Annotated in this window: 16 protein-coding genes and 1 pseudogene; 12 read left to right on the plus strand and 5 right to left on the minus strand. The window is 46.6% G+C overall.

The features are described from left to right. The first annotated feature begins 38 nt into the window (after positions 1-38). A complete protein-coding gene (gene ndhC / locus HRE53_RS00505) occupies positions 39-401 on the plus strand; it encodes a photosynthetic/respiratory NAD(P)H-quinone oxidoreductase subunit C (RefSeq protein ID WP_212661738.1) in 363 nt (120 codons plus the stop codon). Between the two features lie 75 nt (positions 402-476). Further along, positions 477-1025 carry an NAD(P)H-quinone oxidoreductase subunit J gene (locus tag HRE53_RS00510; RefSeq protein WP_212661739.1) on the plus strand — a complete coding sequence of 183 codons (549 nt, stop codon included), beginning with the start codon at positions 477-479 and terminating at the stop codon, positions 1023-1025. Positions 1026-1104: 79 nt separating this feature from the next. Here HRE53_RS00510 and HRE53_RS00515 read toward each other — a convergent pair whose 3' ends face one another. Together HRE53_RS00515 and scpB are read right to left on the minus strand one after the other, a co-directional pair. Beyond that, entirely contained in the window at positions 1105-2208 is a 1104-nt protein-coding gene (locus tag HRE53_RS00515) for an inositol-3-phosphate synthase (protein ID WP_212661740.1), read from the minus strand. 875 nt (positions 2209-3083) lie between these two features. Further along, complete coding sequence (scpB, locus tag HRE53_RS00520; protein ID WP_212661741.1) at positions 3084-3581, minus strand: SMC-Scp complex subunit ScpB; 498 nt, start codon at positions 3579-3581, stop codon at positions 3084-3086. A 507-nt stretch (positions 3582-4088) separates the two neighbouring features. Between scpB and HRE53_RS00525 the strand changes: the two genes are divergently transcribed. From HRE53_RS00525 to HRE53_RS00550, 6 genes and pseudogenes are all read left to right on the plus strand, one after another. Continuing rightward, positions 4089-4292: a hypothetical protein gene (locus tag HRE53_RS00525; protein WP_212661742.1), complete on the plus strand. Its 204-nt coding sequence runs from the start codon at positions 4089-4091 to the stop codon at positions 4290-4292. 453 nt (positions 4293-4745) lie between these two features. Beyond that, positions 4746-5804, plus strand: coding sequence for a glucokinase (locus HRE53_RS00530; RefSeq protein WP_212661743.1), 1059 nt, complete (start codon positions 4746-4748; stop codon positions 5802-5804). 95 nt (positions 5805-5899) lie between these two features. Next, positions 5900-7447 carry a mercuric reductase gene (locus HRE53_RS00535; RefSeq protein WP_235108685.1) on the plus strand — a complete coding sequence of 516 codons (1548 nt, stop codon included), beginning with the start codon at positions 5900-5902 and terminating at the stop codon, positions 7445-7447. Between the two features lie 107 nt (positions 7448-7554). Next, positions 7555-9235: pseudogene (locus HRE53_RS00540) on the plus strand (alpha-glucosidase). A 114-nt stretch (positions 9236-9349) separates the two neighbouring features. Next, positions 9350-10426 (plus strand): beta-N-acetylglucosaminidase domain-containing protein, encoded by a 1077-nt coding sequence (locus HRE53_RS00545; protein ID WP_235108687.1) that lies wholly within the window; start codon positions 9350-9352, stop codon positions 10424-10426. Positions 10427-10551: 125 nt separating this feature from the next. Further along, positions 10552-12234 carry an IS1634 family transposase gene (locus HRE53_RS00550; RefSeq protein WP_235108688.1) on the plus strand — a complete coding sequence of 561 codons (1683 nt, stop codon included), beginning with the start codon at positions 10552-10554 and terminating at the stop codon, positions 12232-12234. Positions 12235-12737: 503 nt separating this feature from the next. Here the strand turns inward: HRE53_RS00550 and ppk2 are convergent. Together ppk2 and HRE53_RS00560 are read right to left on the minus strand one after the other, a co-directional pair. Continuing rightward, positions 12738-13694, minus strand: coding sequence for a polyphosphate kinase 2 (gene ppk2, locus HRE53_RS00555; protein WP_235108689.1), 957 nt, complete (start codon positions 13692-13694; stop codon positions 12738-12740). A gap of 131 nt (positions 13695-13825) precedes the next feature. Continuing rightward, entirely contained in the window at positions 13826-16000 is a 2175-nt protein-coding gene (locus HRE53_RS00560; RefSeq protein WP_212661748.1) for a glutamine synthetase III, read from the minus strand. 478 nt (positions 16001-16478) lie between these two features. On the opposite strand from HRE53_RS00560, the gene HRE53_RS00565 reads away from it, so the two are divergent. Further along, positions 16479-17408, plus strand: coding sequence for an FTR1 family protein (locus HRE53_RS00565; RefSeq protein WP_235108690.1), 930 nt, complete (start codon positions 16479-16481; stop codon positions 17406-17408). Here the strand turns inward: HRE53_RS00565 and HRE53_RS00570 are convergent. Next, positions 17403-18218 carry a M23 family metallopeptidase gene (locus HRE53_RS00570; RefSeq protein WP_235108691.1) on the minus strand — a complete coding sequence of 272 codons (816 nt, stop codon included), beginning with the start codon at positions 18216-18218 and terminating at the stop codon, positions 17403-17405. The two genes, HRE53_RS00565 and HRE53_RS00570, sit on opposite strands and share 6 nt — an antisense overlap. 742 nt (positions 18219-18960) lie before the next feature. Here HRE53_RS00570 and HRE53_RS00575 point away from each other — a divergent pair. The 3 genes from HRE53_RS00575 (at position 18961) to avd (ending at position 21993) form a co-directional block, all read left to right on the plus strand. Continuing rightward, the gene (locus HRE53_RS00575) at positions 18961-19188 is read left to right on the plus strand and encodes a hypothetical protein (RefSeq protein WP_235108692.1); all 228 of its coding nucleotides are present in this window, start codon (positions 18961-18963) and stop codon (positions 19186-19188) included. Between the two features lie 461 nt (positions 19189-19649). Continuing rightward, on the plus strand, positions 19650-21584 hold the full coding sequence (locus HRE53_RS00580) for an SUMF1/EgtB/PvdO family nonheme iron enzyme (RefSeq protein ID WP_235108693.1): 1935 nt from the start codon (positions 19650-19652) through the stop codon (positions 21582-21584). Positions 21585-21657: 73 nt separating this feature from the next. Continuing rightward, a complete protein-coding gene (avd, locus tag HRE53_RS00585; protein WP_235108694.1) occupies positions 21658-21993 on the plus strand; it encodes a diversity-generating retroelement protein Avd in 336 nt (111 codons plus the stop codon). Positions 21994-21997: the final 4 nt, after the last annotated feature.

Below are 21997 nucleotides of genomic sequence, written 5' to 3' on the forward strand. Positions count from 1 at the left end.
CTACAGAACTCGACGAGAACACATCCGACCTCTACTATATGTTTGCTTTAAGCGGCTACGAATATCTATTAGGTTTCTTACTACTGTGTAGCTTAGTTCCACTCTTAGCCCTCAGTGCGTCCAAAGTCCTTCGTCCCAGTAATCAAGGGGCTGTTCGGCGAACAACCTATGAATCTGGCATGGAGCCTGTGGGTGGAGCTTGGATCCAGTTCAACATTCGCTACTATATGTTTGCCCTAGTCTTCGTCATTTTTGATGTTGAAACGGTTTTTCTCTATCCCTGGGCCGTAGCATTCCATAAACTAGGTGTTTTAGCCTTTATCGAGGCCCTGATCTTTATTGCCATCCTGATTGTGGGTTTGGTTTACGCCTGGCGAAAAGGAGCCTTGGAGTGGTCCTAATGAAATCGGATATTCCCTCTTCTTCTTTCTAAAAACTTCTTCTTCATTTTCTAGTGCATATCAAAGGAGCAAACGGTGGCAGAGTCCTCTCCCGAATCAACGCAAGACGAACAATCTGTTGCAGAAGAACAAGCAGCACCCATTATTGAAGCAGGTCCTGTCGCCAAACATCTGACCCAAGCAGGTTTCACGGTTGAAGCCTTAGGAGCCGATCATCTCGGCATAGAAATGGTCAAAGTGACTGCCGATCAGCTCGTGGATGTGGCTACGGCTTTGGTCGATGACGGCTATAACTATCTCCTGTGCCAAGGCGGATATGACTCAGGGCCAGGCCAAGATTTAGTCAGCATGTACCATCTCCTGAAGCTCAGCGACAATGCTGAACAACCTCCCGAAGTCAGAATCAAAGTCTTTCTGCCTCGAGAAGATCCTCGCGTCCCCACTCTGTATTGGGTGTATAAAGCCTCTGACTGGCAAGAGCGTGAGTCCTATGACATGTATGGCATCATCTACGAAGGTCATCCAAACCTGACTCGTATCCTTATGCCTGAAGATTGGGTGGGTTGGCCGTTGCGTAAGGACTATATCAGTCCAGATTTCTACGAACTTCAGGATGCCTATTAAACTCACTCGTTATCTGCTAAAAGAAAAGGCCCTACTAAATTTAGTAGGGCCTTTTCTTTTTACAAAACCAAGATTTTCCTTAGTCTTCCCGACGACCTGCAATAAAGTCTTCGGTCATGTCATAGGCTTCTTGATCCGTGAACTGCTGAGGAGGATGCTTCATAAAGAAGGATGAGGGAGAGTGGAGAATCCCACCTTTCTTAGCTTTCAGCGCTAGTTTGCAGCATCGAATTGCATCAATAGAGACGCCCGCAGAATTAGGAGAGTCTTCCACAGACAAGCGCAGTTCTATGTTCATGGGAACATCGCCAAACAGCTTCCCTTCCATACGAATAAAACAGACTTTATTGTCTTGCTGCCAGGAGACATAGTCACTTGGCCCTACATGAATATCGTGATCGTCTAGGCGATCACCCAATACCGCCTGAACCGCTTCGGTTTTCGACTCTTTCTTCGAGGCCAGGCGGCTGCGATTAAGCATATTCAGAAAGTCTGTGTTGCCACCTGTATTGAGCTGGTAAGTCCGCTCTAACTTCACGCCACGCTTCTTAAATAAGTCAGATAGCGTGCGGTGGGTAATGGTGGCACCCAGTTGGGCTTTAATGTCATCTCCAACAATGGGAAGATTATTTTGCTTAAACTTTTCGGCCCACAGAGGATTGCTAGCGATAAAGACTGGAATGCAATTGACAAAGCCGACGCCTGCGTCAATTGCACATTCAGCGTAAAAGTTCGTCGCTTCTTCCGAACCCACGGGTAAATAGTTGACGAGAATCTCGGCCCCAGAGTCTTTAAGACTTTTGACAATATCTGCTTTGGAAGGTTCTGCTGCCTGACTGAGGATAAACGTATATTCAGGCTTGTGATCGCTCATATGCTCAGAGAAGCCATCCAAGATTTTACCCATAGAGACTTTGACGCCACTATCGGGAAGATCTGAGCAAAAGACTGTGGTGCAGTTAGGTGCAGAAAAAATAGCTTTAGAGACGTCCTGACCAACTTTGCGTTCGTCAACATCAAAAGCCGCAACGACTTCTATATCGTGGGGTTTAAACCCACCAATGTCCCAATGCATAATGCCAATGGCGTCTTCAGGGCTTTTGGTTTTGTAATACTCAATCCCTTGAACCAGGGAGCTTGCACAGTTGCCAATCCCTATTATCGCTATCTTGATCTTTTCCACTAAAACTTATCTCCTTCGCAGAATTTAGGGTTTCGAGCAACCTGTTTGTTATCCAACCAAATGGCCGTAATGTAAAGCCCATCACCTAATAATTTTGATGGCAGCCAAACAGATACATTCTTTTGCGAAAAACTGCATAGAGCCGATCGCTGCAATCCCTGAATATCAACAACTTTCTGGTGAAACAGTTCAAGATTCTGATGAAAACATCCTTCCCAGGTAAATACAACGACAAAAGACTAAAACAAATGTTCCAACAGCCAAGGTTCCTATGGGATAAGAACAAAATTTGGGTTGGATTCTCGCTTTAGTCTAGGTCCAGCATGCCAAGGAGGAAGATCAAATCTGTTCACCTAGTATGTTAGGGGATAACGATCTAGCGCATATCCCTGCACTCTACTAGAAGATAGTAACTTAGCTTTCACCATTCGTTAACCGGAGTTAACCAAAAACCTATGGTAAACCGAAGAGGTACAAAACAGAAATAGATTTTTCAGGTGTTGATAGGGTTTCCCCATCCTTTGGCGGAGGCTAGTCTTCTGGGGGTGAGGTGGAATGAGTTGAAGATCACACTGCTGTAGTGTGTCCAGTTGGTGGAGAAGGGTTGAGTCAGTCCGGGCCAGGGCAAGGGGTATACAGGTCCGATTTCTCTGACATGTGTCGCATAACATACAGAGTCTATATCCTTAACAATGGGTAGATATTGAAGGATCACACAGGTGAATCAATATCTCCTGATCTACTGACAAATCAACCAAACAATCGTGGGTTAGGTATGGTTTGATGCTCAGCTAAGTTTGCCAGCCTTTGCAAATTTAGCAATCTCAATTAGAAAAAGCGGTTGCCTTAACTACAAAAGTAGGATTTGGGCAACGTTAGATTTTGGGGAGCTGGTCAATCTCAAAATACTGATAGAACTGATTGGTCACTTGCACTCGGTAAGACCGTCCAGTCGATAGACGACGTCTTTGCACAAATCCCTGATCCATTAGGTCATGGACATGCTGATAGGCGCCTGATCCTCTCAATTCCACCAGATCGGTTTGGGCAATGGGACCTTTTAAGGCAATGGCAGCTAAGGTTCTTAAGGCTCCAACTCCTATATCAACAGGAACCAGCGTATTCACCATACTTTTATAGGTTTGACGCAGTTGGAGGCTGTAGCCAACATCGGTTTCAACAATTTCTAGGGCACTATCCCGGTGGGCATAATCTTGCATCAGTTCGATCAAGGCATCTTCAGCATCATCGCGATCGCATTGAGCGTATTCCACAATTTTGCTGAGGGTCAACGGTTGGGCTTTTAGGTAGAGAATGGCCTCAATCACCGTTGCTAAACGGGTGGATGCGGCTGTTTCAGTAGTGCCAACCACAATAAATGCTCCTCGATCAATGCAGGGGGAAAGACAATCTGTATTGCGCCAATGATAGCTTTTCTGCTCGCGATCGCAACCATAGGTAAGGATTTTAATCCAAATTGCGTCCCGTCAGTTCCACCAAAATATCATCTAGGTTCGCAGGACGAAATCATCCCCACCCGATCGTTTTGATGCTCTAGAGTGTCTTGGGCTGCATCTGGGGTGGGGAAAAATTGATCATCCCATTGAGAAAGGCTACTTTCTTCTACCTGTTTAACCAGTAGCCCCTCTCTATGCTGCTTTTTGAGGCCTGCTAGAGTGCCGTATATTTCTCCAAATTAATTGCTCAAGATAGACCGTTAACCGCTGGTACTTGGCTATAGATTTGGGAAATATGGTGAAGTGAAACCGATGAATTCATGGATGTGATACGATAAATTGTTCCGCCGACTTCATCTCCTTTCGGTTAGGTGGCATGTAGTCCACCAAGATTCGAAGTCCATCGTCCTTGTTGAGGTATTTATGGCTAAGCGCCGCAACCTAAAGAAAGAAAAAGCCTTGCGAAATCAAGCTTATGCCCGAAAGTTTCGTAAGCGTTCAGGCTCTGGCCGCTTTGGTCGACGTCAGTATAATTCTAATCGTCAAGAATCCACTTCGGACAATCAAAACGGAGAGAATCAGGAATCTAATAATTCTTCTGATAATACAGCCACCGCTTCAGATTAGTTTTTGCTAACGTCGCTATTCTTTTTCGGGGTTTACTTTTTCTCGAACAGGATTAGCTTAACTTGAGTATCCAAGGATAATGTGGTCTTTGGATGCTTTTGTGTAAGTATCACCTGTACTTGGTCCATACTCAGCTCTGTTCCTAAGCAGCTTTTTCACCCAGTCTTTCTCAGGTTTCTCAGCAAACCCTCTAACTCTTCTCAGATTAGTTCTTTCATCTTTTCAGGAAAACATCATGGTTTTCTCAGAGTAAAACCCTATGATGCCGACAAAAGAATGGAGAGGAGTATATTAGATGGGATAGATTTCTAATACTGTTCATTACACAATTAAACGGGTTCTTTCGCCATTTCTTATTATCCTTTGCAAGCTTAAATTAGAGTTGTCACCCTCACAAAAGCTTAGGGGTACCATCGCAAGAAGACCGAGAACCGTTAAGTCCAAGGGGAGACTATGCAAACCATTCTTGCTGGGGATATTGGAGGCACTAAAACCATTCTGCGCCTAGTCAAAGCAGAACCATCGCTTTCCCAACACTCTATTCCCCAACTGACAACGCTATCTGAACAGACTTACCCAAGTCAGGACTTTTCAGACTTAAGCCCTATGATTGAGCAGTTTCTGGCCCAATCCGAGGCAGGAACTACAACCCAAGCAGCCTGTTTTGGCATTGCTGGCCCTGTCATCGATGACACCTCAGAGCTCACTAACTTATCTTGGTCTTTGAATGCTCGTCGTCTGGAGTCGGAATTTGGTATCAATCATGTTGCCTTGATCAATGACTTTGCTTCAGTGGGATATGGCATTTTGGGCTTAGAAAAGCAAGACATTGCGACGCTGCAGGCTGCACCTGCAAACCCAAAAGCACCCATTGCCGTCATTGGCGCCGGTACTGGCTTAGGGGAAGGATTCCTGATACCAGATGCTAAAGGCTATCATGTCTTTCCCAGTGAAGGAGGCCATGCAGATTTTGCCCCCCGCACGCCTATTGAGTTTCAACTCCTTGATTTCTTGCGAGAGAATATGAAGCTAGAACGGGTTTCTGTGGAACGGGTCGTGTCTGGCACAGGGATTGTCTCGGTCTATCGATTTCTGCGGAGTTTAGGTCAGCATCCAGAGTCATCTGAGATGGCCCAGGTCTTTCAAGCTTGGGAGCAAAGAGGGGATCAACCCGATCATTTAGTTGATCCGGCAGCTGCGATCGCACAAGCCGCATTGCAGAGCACAGATCCCCTCTGTCAAAAAACCTTGGCCCTCTTTGTCGAAGCCTATGGGGCTGAAGCTGGAAATTTAGCATTAAAGCTTCTACCCTATGGAGGGCTGTACATTGCTGGGGGCGTAGCAGCTAAAATTTTGCCCTTACTTCAGACAGGGGCATTCCTCAAAGCATTTCAGACTAAGGGACGAGTGAGTCCTCTCCTCCATAAAGTTCCGATTCATGTCGTGCTCAATCCCAAAGTAGGGCTAATGGGTTCCGCCATCTACGCAGCCCAGCTCTCAGCAGATTCTTAGAATTTATCTGCATAATGGTTGCGTTGATTTTGACTGGTCTGGGAAAGAGTTTTTCGTTTCTATACCTATTTAATCCTGAGGAGTTTTCGCAATCCATGACACAATCTTCTTTTTCTGGTGTGAACATCCCCCCCATGGATGTTCATAATCGCAAGCTCATCAATAACGTTCATCCTCCAGATTGGGTGAATCCTACCCCAGTTGAATGTTATGACCTGGTTGTGATTGGATCGGGAACAGCGGGTTTAGTCACTGCGAAGGGCGCAGCAGGTCTAGGCGTCGGCCTTAAGGTCGCCTTAATCGAAAAGCACTTGATGGGAGGAGATTGCTTAAATGTAGGTTGCGTGCCCTCCAAGTGCCTAATCCGATCTGCTCGTGTCGTCGCTGATATGCGGGACTCTGAGCCCTATGGGATTCATCCGCCAGCCCAGATAGATGTCGACTTTCAAGTGGTCATGGAGCGGATGCGTCAGGTTCGTGCTCGCATTAGTCCCGTGGACTCAGCTGCTGCTGCCGCTAAGTCTGGGGTAGACATGTATTTGGGAGAGGGCAAATTTACAGGTCCCAATACGGTATCCGTAGATGGAAAAACCCTCCGGTTTAAAAAGGCCGTGATTACCACAGGTGCAAGGGCAGTCAGGCCCCGAATTGAAGGGATTGAGGAAGCCGGGTATCTCACCAACGAAACGGTTTTCTCCCTAACGGAACTTCCGAAGCGCCTTGCCGTGATTGGGGGTGGACCCATTGGCTGTGAACTCGCCCAGTCCTTTCACCGCTTAGGCAGTCAAGTGGTGCTCTTCCACAGAGGCTCCCATCTCTTGAATAAAGAAGATGCCGATGCTGCAGATATTGTGCAGCAAGCCTTTCTCAAAGAAGGCATTAAGCTGGTGTTAGGCTGCCAAATGAAGCGAGTTGAACGAACTCCCGCAGGGAAAGTGATTCACTTCATTTGCGATGGTCGAGCAGAATCCATTGTCGTCGATGAAATATTGGCCGGTGCAGGTCGTGCTCCCAATGTCGATGGATTAAATCTCGAAGCTGTTGGGGTTGAGTATGATAGCCGCAAAGGCGTTGCCGTCAACGATCACCTTCAAACCACAAATCCTAAAATTTATGCAGCTGGGGATATCTGCATGAACTGGAAATTTACCCATGCTGCCGATGCTGCTGCCCGCATCGTCCTCAAAAATACCTTATTTTCCCCCTTTGGCATTGGTAAGTACAAACTCAGCGATCTGGTTATGCCCTGGGTGACGTTCACGGATCCTGAAATTGCCCATGTCGGCTTATATGAAGGGGAAGCCCAGGATCAGGGCATGGATGTCAACACTATTAAGATCCTGTTTGATGATGTGGATCGAGCCCTCGCGGATGGGGAAGAAGAAGGTTTCGTCAAAATTCATCTGGCCAAGGGATCAGACAAAATCATCGGAGCCACCATCGTTGCCCGTCATGCTGGTGAAATGATCAGTGAAATTACAACGGCCATGATTGGCAAAGTGGGATTGGGAAGTATGGCAAGCGTCATCCACCCCTATCCCACCCAGGCATCTGCCATTAAACAGGCTGCAGATGCTTACCGTCGAACTTTACTAACAGCCAGAACCATTAAGTTCTTGGGACTGTTAACCAAACTCTCCTAGGGTTGGAAAGTCTCTCAATCACTCTGAAATTTTTTGGCGCATTCTTACAGTCAGGTATTGCCTGACTGTAAGTTTGGGTGTTGTTATTTATATCAAGGAAGAGCTTCATGCCCGCAGCAATAGATGCCAATCACAAGTGGTGGCAAGGGGGAGTCATTTATCAGATCTACCCCCCTCACCTTTGCCGATGGGAACGGGGATGGCGTCGGGGATTTACGGGGAATTATTCAACGGCTAGACTACCTAAACGATGGAGATCCCGATAATACGACTGACTTAGGCATTGATGCCATATGGCTGTCTCCGGTCAATCAGTCACCGATGGTGGATAACGGCTACGATATCAGCGACTATCGCGATATTTGCCCTACCTTCGGCACCTTAGCAGAATTCCAAGAACTGATAGAGCAATGCCATATCCGAGGAATCCGGGTGATTATGGATATGGTGCTCAACCATACTTCCAATCAGCATCCCTGGTTTATTGAATCCAGTGCTAGCCAGGACAATCCCAAAAGCGATTGGTACCTCTGGCAAGATCCTGGCTATAAAGAGGGACTTCCTAATAACTGGCTGTCCTATTTTGGGGGAACCGGGTGGACGTTTAATGAAGATCGCCAGCAATATTACTTTCATGTTTTCAACGAAAACCAACCTGACTTAAATTGGCGCAACCCCGAGGTCAAGACAGCCATTTATGACATGCTGCGCTACTGGCTAGACATGGGCATTGACGGCTTTCGATTAGATGCCTCTAGTGTGTATAGCAAGGACCAATATTATCGAGATAACCCCGTCAAATTTGGGGCAACCGACAAGAATGCTTACTATAACCAAGATCACCTCTACGACAAAGATCTGCCCGACAATCATGGAATTATCCGGGAAATTCGCGCCCTCATGGACGAGTACGAAGATCGGGTCTTGATCGGGGAGACTTTTATCGACAGCCGTTTGTATGACTCCAATAGCTTTTATGGGGTCAACAATGATGAACTGCATCTCCCCTTTGCCTTTGAATTCCCATTCAGCCCTTGGTATCCCGGCTATTTACAACGGGAGATCGAGAAGAAAGAGCGGATTACCCCAGCTGGGGCTTGGCCCACCTATTTTCTGGATAACCATGATTTACCTCGCCATTTGTCTCGCTGGATTGAATGTGCCTTGTGCACCAATCCCACGGAAATTGCCAAGGCCGCTGCTACCCTACTCTTAACGGTGCGGGGAACGCCTGTGCTTTACTATGGCCAAGAAATTGGCATGGTTGACAACCAAGATATCCCCCCCGAACTACAGCGCGATCAGGCGATAGTAGCTAGTCCAACGGGAGAGCTGCCTCCCAATCGAGATGGCTCTCGCACCCCAATGCAATGGGATGCTTCGGCCAATGCTGGATTTAGCTTTGGTAAAGAGGTCGCACCCTGGCTACCCGTTCATGCCAACTACCCGGAAATCAATGTAGAGACCACCTTAAAAGACAATGAGTCGATCTTGAACTTTTATCGTAAGTTGCTCTATGTGCGGGCACAAAGTGAGGCTCTCAAGTTTGGCACTTGGCGGACTCTCATTCATTACCCTTACGAACATATGGCCTATCTGCGAGAGACAAACTCTGAGCAGGTGCTAATCTTGATCAATTTTGCCTATGAGAAACCCCTAGAGTTAGATGAACCCATTGTCCAAGAGGACTGGACTGTTTTAGCTTCTAATAAATGGGACTCTGGTAAAACCGTGACTCTCCCCGAGAATTTGCAATCCTTCGAAATAGATGTTTTGAGGAAAGCATAAAGTTGAGATGTGTACTCCAGAATTATTGTTCCGTTTTCCAGAATTAGTGCCACACAACGGCTTTGTTGCATGAATCGAGTAAAGGGTAAAGATACGGTTGGCTAGGCAAAAAATATGACCATGCATCAATCGTGGGGATATGGCGTCATTGAAGGCTTTTTTGGTAAGCCTTGGACCTGGCAAGCTCGGTTAGATTACGCCAATTTCCTCAAGAAAAATGGGTATCAGTTTTATATCTATGCTCCCAAAGCAGATCCCTATTTGCGCATCCGGTGGCAGGACTGTTGGCCGGAGACTACCTATGTAGAACTGAAACGGCTAGGAGAACGGTATCGCCAAGCCGGTATAGCTTGGGGAATCGGCATTAATCTATATGAAATCTTCTTCAATTACGATCAACAGACGATTCAGCAGTTAACTGCCAAAATTCGGTATCTCAATCAACTTCAACCGGATATTCTGGCAATTTTATTTGATGATATGCGAGGAGATTGCGATCGCATTGCCCATATCCAAGCCGAAATCACCCATCGGATTACTGAACTGAGTACGGCAAAAACTTTTATCATGTGCCCGACCTACTACAGTAGCAGTCGGATTCTGGATCAATTGTTTGGAGAACGCCCCGATGACTATTTGGAGACCCTGGGAAAATTAATCGATCCACAATTGCATATTTTCTGGACAGGGCCAGAGATTTGCTCGAACAGCTATCCTCTCGAACACCTACAGGAGGTCAGTCAGAAGCTAGGGAGAAAACCCTTTATTTGGGATAACTATCCGGTCAATGATAGTGCCAATATGTGTAACTATCTGCATCTCAGTGCTTTTGAAGATCGGCCCTTTCAAATGGCGGAGTGGATCTCAGGACATGCGGTTAATCCCATGAATCAGGCTTACCTTTCTCAAATTCCGTTGCGGACCCTGCACCTGAGTTATCTGCAACAAGAGCAATATTGTCCTCAGCAAGCGATGCAGGAAGCAGCTCAATCACTATGTCGTCCAGACTTGGCTAATATGCTGATCGATGATCTCAGCTTATTGACAGAACAGGGTTTGGAGCAGATGGGGCCAATGCGAAAAGCAGAGTTAATTGCCAAATACCAACCTATGGGTACTGAATTCTCTCAAGAAATTGTGGGTTGGTTGCAAGGTGACTATCCGTTCTCCACGGACTGTCTAACAATGTGATTATCAAAGCTTTGGATTTTCTCTGTAAGCTGATTTCGTTACTACTCAGGCACTACATTTAGCCGACATTCAGCAGGTACTAACCATCAAGGGATAATTTTGAGGTTGTCCCTCAACGCAAGTCCATGTATTCACCTCAAGAGATAGACGTTCAGGATATTGACCATCTCGGTATTATCGCCGGTATCGTCGATGAGATCGGCATTGTCGAAATAGTGGATCGATTATTAGGTACTCACGAGCAAGAGAATGTTAGTTGTGGTCAAGTTGTCAAAGCCCTGATTTTAAATGGTATGGGCTTTTTGAGTGCCCCATTGTACTTATTTAGTGAGTTTTTCGAAGGCAAAGCAACCGAGCACTTACTCGGTCAAGGTGTACTGCCAGAGCACCTCAACGATACCCGTATCGGTCGAGTCCTCGACAAGCTCTATGCCTATGGTGTGACCCAGATATTTATCCGTGTGGCAATGGCAGTCGTTCAGAAATTCGATGTAGCTCTAAGGTGTGCGCATCTAGATGCGACAAGCCTTAGTGTTGAGGGGCAATACTTAGATAAACCACAGGTTGAGGCGTCAGACGAATCCCCCTCTGCACCTGAGTCCCCCTCCCCTGCACTGGCTGAATCAGAGGAGCCGATACCCGTGAAAATCACCTACGGCTACTCACGGGACAATCGTCATGATCTCAAGCAGTTTGTATTGAACCTACTGGTGAGTGGGGACGGAGGTATTCCTTTATTTTTACAAGTGGGCAACGGTAATGATGCGGACAAAAGTACGTTTGTGCTTATCATCCATGAATTTAAGCAACAGTGGAGTCAGCAACAGCCAGAGGTGATTGTTGCTGATAGTGCCCTCTACAGTGCCGACAATCTGCAAGCATTAGGAAGTACATCTTGGATTAGCCGAGTTCCAGCAAGTTCAACGGCAGCCCAAGACTTATTACAAGGGCTGCCGGGTTCACAGTTTCACCCCAGTGCTCTCAACGGCTATAGCTTTGTCGAAGTATGTAGTACCTATGGAGAGATTCAACAACGGTGGCTGGTGGTTGAAAGTAAAGCTCGCAGAGACTCTGGACTCAAACAAGTGCAAAAGCGGATTGATCAGGCGTTTAGCCAAAAAACTACTGCACTTAAAACCCTCTGCAAACAGACCTTCTCGTGCCCTGCAGATGCTTTAGCTGCAGCCCAAGATTTTGGCAAAATCCTCAGGTATCACACCCTTGACGATCTCAAAATCCACAAAAAACCTCATTATTCAAAGGCTGGACGACCGACAAAAACAACGGTTGTGACTCACTACACCTATTCTATTGAGGCTACCTTAACCCTCAATGAGCCAGTCATCGAACGCTATCGGCGGCAAGCAGGTCGTTTCATCTTAGCCACCAATCTCTTGGAACAAGAGCAATGGAGCAATGATGATATTCTGCGCGAGTATAAGAACCAGCAGGCGTGTGAAGGAGGCTTTCGCTTTATCAAAGATCCACTCTTCTTTGCCTCTAGTGTTTTCCTGAAGACACCTCGGCGTATCGCTGCCTTAGCCATGATCATGGCCTTGTGTTTGATGGTCTACAGCTTAGGACAACGACAGTTAAGAAATGCACTAGAACAAGTACAAACAACTCTCCCTAATCAGAAGGGGAAACAAACTACGAAACCTACGTTACGTTGGATTCTCCAATGCTTTCAGGCCGTCCATTTAGTTTGGCTTGATGGTGCCAAGCATCTCATCAAGCTCAACAGCAGGCAGCAACTTATCTTGCCGTTCCTTGGGAAGGGCTGTAAAAAATATTATCTGCTCTGCTAGCTAGCCTGCTGAATGTAGGATTTAGACTCTTGGTTTCTTAAAACACTACATATGGTGTTTGCCATTAATCTCCAAACGTCAAAATAATAAGCAATTCTCAACAAGGAGCCACATTGCCCATTTTATTGAGAATTGAATTTCAAACAAAAATTGAGTGTAAATCTTTCTCACAGGTAGTTCTGGAGATTTTAGGGGGCAGCCTGAGTAGTTACCTGATTTCTACATTTAACTCCTGATTAGCTTACGTCCATCTGTGTTCTTGGAGAGAGGTCGCCAGGAGCTTTCGATGAAAAGATGGGCTTTGCCCACACAGGTAAAAAAGACGAGGATGGAGAGTTGATTATGCAGCGTGTCTTGTAAGCTGAGGCCTCAGATTTGAGGCTCGTTAAATTCCCCCATCCCAGGAAAAATGGTGGTAGATAGGCTGGTTTTTGGAAATAGAATATCAGCGGTTGTCATAGTTAAGCAACGCCCTTAGTTTGACGATGCTCACCATAACGCCATCAGTAGAGCTGGGGGACAAAAAACTGTTCGTTTAACGGGGGGCGTACATAATCACTAGGTGCTTTTTTCCGGGGTGGTAGTTCCATCGGATCGGGCGTCATATCTTCATAGGGAATCTTACTCAAAAAGTGGCTAATGCAGTTAAGACGAGCTCGTTTCTTGTCGTCCGCTTCCACTGTAAACCAGGGCGCTTCAGGAATATTCGTGTAGGCGAACATATTGTCTTTGGCCTGAGAATATTCAGCCCAGCGATCGCGGGACTCTAGATCCATGGGACTCAGCTTCCAGCGGCGAGCTGGATCCGTTGTCCGTGCCTGAAAGCGCCGCTCTTGCTCTTCATCGCTAACGGAAAACCAATATTTCAGTAAGATAATGCCGGAGCGAACCAACATTTGCTCAAATTCAGGGCAGGTTTGCAGGAATTCCTGATACTGCTCTTTGGTACAAAACCCCATCACATGCTCGACCCCAGCTCGGTTATACCAACTGCGATCGAAACAAACAATCTCTCCGGCTGCAGGGAGGTGGGCAACATAGCGCTGAAAATACCATTCTGTCTTTTCGCGATCGCTGGGGGTACCCAAGGCTACTACTCGGCAGCCGCGAGGATTGAGGGGTTCAGTCATGCGTTTAATGGTGCCGCCTTTGCCTGCCGCATCTCGGCCTTCAAACAACATCACGATTCGAGTGCCTGTATGTTTGACCCAGTACTGCATTTTGACCAGTTCGAGTTGGAGCCGGGCTAGCTCTTTCTCGTATTTCTTTTTGGAGAGTTTGGAGCTGCCTTCTGCTTCTGAAATATGGTGAAACACTCTGCGTTCTGAGGATTTAAGGCTCGCTTTCGGCTGTTTGCTGGCTTTCTTTTTCTTCTTGGATTTGGGTGGGGTATTCTGTTTGGCCTCAGCCTTTTTGGGTGGGGTATCAGAGGAAGTATCTTGCTTCTTTTTAGATGTCATGACTCAAATCCTTCTAGGTTGGATAGCACCCTACATCTATACTAGCCCTAGCTTTTGGGCAGAGTGGTTTAAATCAAGAAACTCACTTGAAGTGCTTCAAGTGAGTTTCAGATGGCTATTCGCTAATGCCGTTACTTAATGAATAACATTTCTTGATAGGTGGGCAAGGGCCAGAAACTATCTGCAATTTCACCTTCTAACGCATCTGCATAGGAGCGCACCTCGTCCATGAGGGGGCGAATTGTTTTGGCGCAATACATCATATGCTCTTCTGTCGAACTAAAGTCATGGGTTTCTGCTGCTGCAGTCAACTTGCTAGTGACAGCCGACATCGAATTGGTGAGTTCAGCAATGGTCTTAGCACTGTCCTTATTACAATCGATGTTTAGAGTGGCCAAGCTAGAGATGGTCGAGGACAGCTTGGATAAGTACTCAACTGCCGCTGGGTAAATAATGGTTTTGGCCATATTAGCGACTAGCTTCGCCTCTACCTCAATGGAGAGAATGTACTGCTCCGCATAGACTTCAAAGCGACTTTCCAACTCAACGGGGGTTAAGACACCCGTTTTCTGGAAGAGGTCTTCGATGAATTCTGCTTTGAGATAGGGTAATGCATCGGCAGTGGTGGGTAAGTTGGCTAACCCCCGTTCTTCGACGGCCATTTTGTGCCATTCGTCGGAATAGCCATTGCCGCCAAATACGACTGCACCATGGGCTTCCATGACTTCTTTGAGTACCGTCAAGATGGCTGTACTCAGTTCGAGTCCCTTCGACAACTCACTTTCTAGGCGATTGCCGATCCATGCTAGGGAGTCAGCCAACATGGTATTGAGGACAATCAAGGGACCGGAGACGGATTGGCTAGATCCGACGGCTCGAAATTCAAATCGATTTCCCGTAAAGGCGAAAGGAGAGGTCCGGTTGCGATCACCTGGATCTTTCGTCAAAGGAGGCAGGACATCGATGCCTAAATCCATTACCCCTTTGTGCTTAGAATCGGTTCCTGAGCCATTTTTGATTTGCTCAAAGACTTCTTCTAGCTGAGTGCCTAGGTAAACAGACATAATTGCTGGGGGAGCTTCATTTGCACCCAGGCGGTGGTCGTTGCTAGCAGTTGCGATCGCAGCCCGCATCAAAGGACCATATTTATGCACGCCTCGAATCACCGCGCCACAGAAGATCAGGAATTGGGCATTCTCCTTGGGAGAGTCGCCTGGATCTAGCAGGTTGCCTTGGGTGGCGTTGCCCACAGACCAGTTCACATGTTTGCCCGACCCATTAATCCCTGCAAAGGGCTTTTCGTGGAGCAAGCAAATAAACCCATGCTTCTTAGCCGTATGCTTGAGGACCGTCATAATCAACTGCTGATGATCGCTGGCCACATTAGCAGCTTCAAAGAAGGGAGCAATTTCAAATTGTCCGGGAGCCACTTCGTTATGACGGGTTTTGGCGGGAATGCCGAGTTTATAGAGGGTTTCCTCCACATCCTGCATATAAACCTGCACTCGTTCTGGAATGGCACCAAAATAATGATCATCAAATTCCTGGCCTTTAGCCGGAGCTTTGCCGAATAAGGTGCGTCCCGCTAGCATCAAATCAGGTCTCTGGCTAGCAAAGTTGGAATCGATCAGGAAATATTCTTGCTCGGCACCACAGCTAGAGTTGACCTGAGCCACATCCGCATGGCCCAAAAGCTTCAGTACTTTGTTGGCCGCTTTGTCCATGGCAGCAATTGATCGCAACAAGGGGACTTTCTTGTCTAAGGCTTCCCCAGTCCAGGAGACAAATACGGTGGGAATACAAAGGGTAGCGCCATAATCCGTTTCCATAATGTAGGCGGGACTGGTGACATCCCAACCCGTATAGCCCCGAGCTTCAAAGGTGTCGCGAATGCCGCCATTAGGGAAAGAAGACCCGTCGGGTTCTCCCTGGACGAGCACTTTGCCAGAGAATTCTGTAATAACGGTGCCATCCCCTTGGACGGAGATAAAGCCATCATGCTTTTCTGCTGTCTGGTTGGTCATGGGATAGAAGACGTGGGCATAGTACAAAGCCCCTTTGGCGAGGGCCCAGTCTCTCATGGCCGTTGCCACTGCATCTGCCACAGACGGGTCAAGCTTTTCACCCGTGGTAATGGTCTTTTTAATCGATTTGAAGACGGCTTTCGGTAGGCTCGCCTGCATTTTACTTAGATTGAAGACGTTCTCAGCCCAAATTTTCTCTAGGGATTCAGGAGGCTTGGGTGGCATCAATTCCCGATTGGTAATTTGGTGAACAGCTAGGACTCGGGCTTCATTTCCACTCATAGTGATTCCTCAGGACTCGAACCTCCTGATGGTACGCAAATTTATTCCTCAAAATAGATAGAATCGATACCAAATTGACAACCGACTCTTTCTCTCACCTCCTATAGGGTAGATGAGACCAGTGGGTAAAACCTTTGGAACTCCTTCGGAGAAGGAATAATGGCGCTACTTAAATCAAAAAAAAAGACCCTGGTATCAATAGAAAAATAGCATTAATAAAAGTTAACCTATCGTTCTCAACACGCTGAGTTGGTAAATTCAGTAACGCCACTGAAGTTGGAGTAATCCAAGCCTAGACCTGAATTGATTTCATTACTGACATGTAATCTAAACCACTGCTGTGTTCCAAACTACAGAACATCTGGTTTTATACCGTTTTCTCTAAATAAATTTAGTTCTCCCTAGAGCAAGTGACTTGCTAGACTAGAACTTATTAAGAATGACTCTCAACTAAATATTCACTCTTAAACTGAACTTTATGGATATTTCTGCTGCATTACCCACCTTTGTGATCACCCTCCGAGAAGGCGTCGAAGCAGCTCTCGTGGTGGGGATTGTCCTGGCTTGCTTGCAAAAATCGGGAAAAAGCTATCTCAATACCTGGGTTTACCTGGGAATTTTGGCGGGTTTAGTGGGGAGTGTACTCACAGGCTTTCTCTTAAACTGGACGCTGACCTGGGTGACGGTGAGTAACGCCACTTTTGAACCGATCATTGAGCCATTGCTGAAAAGTGGCTTGTGCCTAACGGCCATTGTGATGTTGAGCTGGATGTTGATCTGGATGACTCAACAAGCGCGCTCCCTTAAGTCGGAAATAGAAGGGTCGTTGATTTCAGCTTTGCAAAAGAATGGCAAATCGGCAGGATGGGGCGTATTTATGTTGGTTTTGATTGCTGTTCTGCGAGAAGGATTTGAAACGGTCCTGTTTATCTTTACTAATTTGCAGCAAGGAACAGCAGGTAGCGTGGGTGCGATCGCAGGCTTGATCGGAGCCACTGGCATCGGATTTGGTCTATTCAAATTCGGGGTCAGAATTAATATCCGCCGCTTTTTTCAGATCATGGGTATCTTCTTGCTACTGATTGTCTCGGGATTGGTCGTCTCCGTTTGCAAGAACCTGGACGCCGCCGCCTATGCTTGGGAGCAAATGGCCATCTCTCCCACGAACCTTTGTTTTGCCCAAGACTCTTGTCTGCTTGGCCCCCAACTGTGGGATACCAGCAAAGTTCTATCCGATCACCAATTTCCTGGATTGCTGTTTAAGGCCCTATTGGGCTACCGCGATCATATCTACTTGGGGCAGGCCGTTGCTTATGGTACCTTCCTATTCTCAGTAGGAACCCTGTATCTCAGAAGTCTGCAGCCTCAAGCTGTAGCCCCAATCCCTTCTAAGACCACCGCATTATGAAGACTGACGAACGCTGGCAAAAGGGCTGTTGTAGCATTTAGAGGCTATTTCAAAAGGCAAAGTTTGGCCGAAGCCAGAATCGCTGATGCTATGCACCTCGACATGCAAGTGAGGGGCCGAACTCCAGCCAGAATTGCCGCTAAAGCCAATAAGGTCTCCAGTCCTAACCCAATCATTCAACTTGATTGGGATTTTTCTTTTAAAGTTCTGCTGTAAATGAATGTAGGCAGAACGGACACCATTACTATGCTCTAGCCAGATAAAGTTAAACTTCTCCGCATTTCTGCGTCTTCCCCCTTTGTCGGGATATTTATCTCGCACACCAATCACTCGCCCACCCTGCATGGCATAAACAGGCATACCAATGGGAACGCCAAAATCATAGGCATATTTCATCCGGCCTTGATGGGTGCTGCCTCGGGTCCCCTGGCTGAGAAACCCTTTGCCCTGGAGAGGATGGCAATACCCTTTCATGGCTGTACTGGGCAGATCAGTTAGGGGATGTGTTCCTTGACGATTATCAAACCACTGCTTTATCCCCAATCGCCTGGGAATAAATCTGGGCATGGCAGGAGGATCAGGAAAAGCACCACCGATGGCAGGAGCAGGTCGAGATGCCAATGATGAGCAGCCCGTTCCGAATCCACACACCAATGACAAGCTGACCAGAGTGGCCGTTTGCTTAATGCCCTTGGGGAGACGATTTAGAATCTGTTGTGTTCGGTGGTGTTCTAGAGGGAAATCCCACCAATTCTGCTTATTGCTAAATAATTTATAGAAATATTGATAATAATCAGCTTTTAAATCCATTTTTTCCCTTTTTTTTAGGCGAGAAAAATGATTTTCTGGAAAAAATATCTTCTAAATAATTCTGATTTCTAAGCTTATTTAAGTGAGGAATAATGGGATTGAATATAGAGGTTAAAGAGGAAAATTCTCTTACCCAGCAAGGAATCTTCTCATCAGACATAATACTTGAACACACTGGTTAGGCTGCCCAACTCTAAAATTGATCAAGATAATAATGTAGTAGCATTGAATACATTTATGCAAATAAAATTTATTCTTCAAGTATTGATTGATTGTTTTTATATTAGAAAATGTTAATCATTTTTTTATTGTTTCTAGACTTGCCTGAGGCAGCCAATTGAAGCTTTATAGGAATAAAATAACGCTCTGTTTTTTTGTTGATTCCTCAGTTGATAAGCGATTGCCATTTATCTTATCCCTGTCCCATTCTTAAGAACTTGGAGATAGGGGGAGAAGTACAACCAGCTTCAAAATTCTCTCCCTTGGAATAATATATTTAGAGAGGTAGAGAGCTAAATCACTCACAGAGAAAGCTTTGTAGCCAAATTATCTTTGCTTTTATTTCCCTGTTTGCGGGAGAAGAAAAGGCTTTACCTTGGAAGACGAAAGCATTTTAAAAATCATTGATGCTATTAAAATCTGAGAAATAAAAAATTACTTCATTAGCCATTCTGAATGCAAAGAATGTTGTCTCTAAATACTATGGGCAAGGGAAAATATGCCTAGCATCATTGAACATTAGGTGGCAGCCGAAAAAGAGTCTGAATTGAAGGTTGATGCCGGAAGTCGCGATACTCTTTATACTGGGCTTGCTTTTTGCGATGGGGAAGAGAGAGTTGCTGAGAAACGATGGTCGAAGCGAGTGCTGGTGGATGTGGCGATGCTCAGAAATCAGATAAGGATAACGAACTTAATCACACCGGAAAATATAGTTGAATACGGCTCTACCTCCTATCCTCCACAGCCTTAACGCTACTGATGCCCCCTAAATCCCCCACTGGTGGGGGACTTGTCTGCTCGACCCACACAGGATCTGTGACAGAGTTGAACCTCAACAAATCTAGAGATCTCACTGTCTAGATTCATTAGCCTATAGCTAGGCTCAAAGTCCCCCAGGATGGGGGATTTAGGGGGCGATTGCAAAAGCTGATGTTGTCAAAAAAGACGGCAGAAATCTCGGTATTAATCAATTTTCATTCCTAACGGTGTTTTCCTCACCAAAAGATCAATACTTGTCTTCTCCTTAAGTTAAACAGTCAAGAAATGGGGTTTGGATGAGTTTGGCTAGTTAAAGGCCCGGTTTGGGGCCTTCTATAATTTTGAATGATTCTTCTATAGATGTTGTCAGACAAGCTGCTTGATGTTGCTTGGGCAAGAAATCAGTTAGAAATATATGCGACATTAGAGAACAGTTGGAAGTTCTGCTAGGTAATGGGTAAAAACTGGGCAATTGCCATTGGTATTAACGAATATCAAAATATGCGTCGGCTGGACTATGCCCGCAAAGATGCAGAGGTGGTATGTCAATTTTTTCAGGAGACGTTGCATTTTGACAAAGTGGACCTATTTACCAAGGGGGCAGAGCATGTCCGCTATGCAGATGGCCCGCCCCTAGAAGCGATACCAACAGTTGGCAATTTAGATACGTTTTTTGATATTCGCTTTGAACGCCCATTTCTAGAGCCAGGAGATAATCTGTGGTTTTTCTTTGCCGGGCATGGCAAACGCCACAAGGGGCGAGATTATTTGATGCCGATTGATGGCAATCCCCGCCGTGTAGAACAGATGGGCATTGCCATTGATTATGTTGCTGAACGGTTGCGGCGCAGTGGGGCGGATAACGTTATTTTGATGATTGATGCCTGTCGCGGGGAGGATGATCGCGATGGCGGTGAGGGGGTGGGTCGTCAACAGCAAAAAGGGATTATTACCCTGTTTGCCTGTAGCCCCAATGAGTTGTCCTATGAAATTGAGGAGATAGAGCAAGGGGCGTTTACCCATACTTTGCTCGCTGGACTCCAGATCCAGGGAGCGGGGAATTGCGCGACGGTGGAACGCTTGAGCCAATATCTGAGGGCAAAGGTGCCCGAGGTTAACCGTCGGTATAACAAACCTTCTCAAACTCCCTATACACGGATAGAACCTGAGTCGAAGCTGCATTTTATTCTGCTGCCTGGGCAAGCTACGCTGCAGGATGCGCTGGCGATGAAAAATGATGCCCTGGAAGCTGAGGCGGAAAATGATTTGGATGGGGCTGAACATCTCTGGACTCGTGTGCTAGCAGCTTCCCAGGCAGACACTCAAGCGATTAAGGGCTTGCAGCGGATTGCGGTCAAACGGGCAACGGGCCAGTCTGCCAGGCCGATATCTACTCTAAATCCAGAGAAAGTAACTCGTCGGGCTGATGACTCTTCCCGAGAACCTGGGGTTAACCTCTCGTCAGCCCCCAAAGACAATCTGGCTGATAGCGAACCGTCTGATCCTCAACCCTCAAGGGTGACGTTTACGGTAGTCAAGGTGAATGCCCAAGGCGAGATAATTGACCAGCAAGAGCGGCAGGTGGAACAAAACTTGGTGATGTTGCCAGGAGAAGTACCCCTGTCTTTGGTTCATATTCCCCAGGGACAGTTTTGGATGGGTGCCCAAAAGAGTGAAGAAGATGCGATGGATAGAGAGCACCCCAGGCATCAGGTATCGGTGCCCTCTTTTTGGATGGGTCAATATCCGGTAACACAACGGCAGTGGGAAGCTATTGCGGGACTGAGCAAAGTCAAGGTGGATCTGGACCCAGATTGTTCCAATTTCACAGGAAAGACTTTACCCGTGGAGCAGGTGTCTTGGTATCAGGCGGCTGAATTTTGTGAACGCCTGTCTCGACATTCTGGCCAAGACTATCGGTTGCCGACTGAAGCCGAGTGGGAATATGCCTGTCGTGCGGGCACTGAAACCCCTTTCCATTTTGGGGCTACTCTAACTACCGACTTAGCGAATTATCGTGGGCAAGATTGGGAATATCAAGGAACAACCTACCCCGGTAAATATGGTCAAGGTCCCTATGGGGAATACCGTCAACGAACAACTCCAGTCATTCAGTTTGGAGGGGCAAATGCGTTTGGGTTATTTGACATGCATGTCAAAGTTTGGGAATGGTGTCTGGATCATTGGCATGATGACTATAAGAACGCTCCTACTGATGGGACTGCTTGGCTGGACAAAAATGATAATCATTATCGCGTGCTGCGGGGCGGCTCCTGGGACGGCCATCCGAGGCTCTGCCGCTCGGCCACGCGCGGCAGGTGCGCGCCCGACAGCCAGGGCAACGACGTCGGTTTTCGTGTCGTGTGTGTTTCGGCGAGGGCCTTCTAGCCCTTTACCCTTTTTCCCTATTGCCCTCTGATCGAATTATTTTTTTAAAACATACCAAAAAAATAAAATAGTTATGGAAAATCTACCTGTCATTCAGAAAACTTACGATTGTATTCGCTGGTATGTGCCGATTCTGAGTAAATTACCTCGCCATCATCGCTATACTTTGGGAGATCGAATGATTGCTAGTTTATATGACTTGCTCGAAGGACTGATTACAGCTCGATATTCCCGAAATAAGCTGCCCCTGCTAGAAACCCTCAATAGCAAGCTGGATATTTTGCGATATCAAACCCGGCTTATGCAAGACTTTGAACTGATCTCCGGCCAGCGGTACGAAAATGCAAGTTTGTTACTGCATGAGATTGGCTTAGATCTGGGGGGATGGATTAAGCAACAGCGGAGGTAGCACC

The organism is Acaryochloris sp. 'Moss Beach' (genome assembly GCF_021497025.1).
GTDB classification, from domain to species: domain Bacteria; phylum Cyanobacteriota; class Cyanobacteriia; order Thermosynechococcales; family Thermosynechococcaceae; genus Acaryochloris; species Acaryochloris marina_A.